Source organism: Geodermatophilus sp. YIM 151500 (assembly GCF_025716945.1).
Taxonomy (GTDB): domain Bacteria; phylum Actinomycetota; class Actinomycetes; order Mycobacteriales; family Geodermatophilaceae; genus YIM-151500.
The window spans coordinates 1-1,202 of record NZ_JAOVZT010000038.1; the positions used below are offsets into that span (position 1 = coordinate 1).

Annotated in this window: 1 protein-coding gene; it reads left to right on the forward strand. The window is 71.3% G+C overall.

Annotated elements, in window-relative coordinates; genetic code table 11:
* Positions 1–348: 348 nt before the first annotated feature.
* On the forward strand, positions 349–1,202 hold an 854-nt coding region (locus tag OF117_RS22030; protein ID WP_263555001.1), incomplete at its 3' end, for a HAMP domain-containing protein.

Genomic DNA, 1,202 nt, shown 5'->3' on the forward strand with positions numbered 1-1,202 from the left:
GAACTCCTTCCCCGGTTCCCACCCGGCCCGGAACCGTTCCCGGAACACCCTCCACCATTCCGCCAGACACGGTGGAAAATCACCGTGACGGACCCAACGACCGGATCGGCACCGTTCGGCCGGAATGGCACCCGCATCACCATGTCGACAACCGCAGAGCGGTCGCCGATCGATTTCCGCGCCACGTGCGGAGAAAGAGCGCTCGTCGGGTGCGTGCCACCTAACTTCCTGTCTGCAACGCCTGTGGTTCTCGGGATGACCCGTCGCCGGGAGGACACAGCAGGGCGTTGAACCCACCGGCCGGACCCCGGCCGCGTGCTGCGTCCCTTCCTCGGAGGAACACGAGCAATGAGCACCGCTGCCACCGCCGCATCGTCCGCGGGGCACTCCCCCGGCTGGTTCGGCACCCGGCCGGTCGCCGTCAAGATCGGCGCCGCGATCGTCCTGCTGGCCCTCGTCGCCATCGGGCTGACCGGGCTGGCCGTCCAGCGCATCGGCTCGCTCGCCGACGCCGGCGACACGCTCTACACCGACTCGATCGAACCCCTGGAGCGGCTCGGCGAGGCCCAGCGCAGCTTCCAGGGGGACCGGTCCCGCCACGTCCTGTACGCGGTGGCCGCCCCCGAGACCCGCGCGACGCTCGCTGTCGAGCTGGCCGAGCGCCGCGTCGAGTTCGACGAGCAGATGGCCACCTACCTGGGCACGCTGAACAACCCGGCCGACGCGGCTCCGCTCGTCGCAGCCACGGAGGAGTACTACGCGTTCGTCGACAGCCAACTGATCCCGATCGCGGACACCGGTAACACGGCGACCGCTCTCGCCCTTGCGGAGGGGCCGCTGAAGAAGACGTCGAGCGCGCTGTCCGACGCCTTCGGTGTCGAGCAGGCCCGGCAGGGCGAGGACGCCAAGGCCGACGCCGCGGCGGGCCAGGAGCTGGCCCGCCAGAGCCGGTGGACCCTCTGGATCGCCCTGGTCGTCGGCATCGCCGCCGCCGGGCTGCTCGCCGGCTTCGTCGTCCGCGGCATCGTCCGCACCGTGCGGTCGGTGCAGACCTCGGTCGACGCCCTCGCGCAGGGCGACCTGACCGTCGTGCCCGAGGTCCGTTCCGGCGACGAGCTGGGCCGCATGGCGGCGGCATTGGGGACGGCGCAGGAGAGCCTGCGTGAGGTGTTGAGCTCGGTGGTGTCCTCGGCGGATGCGGT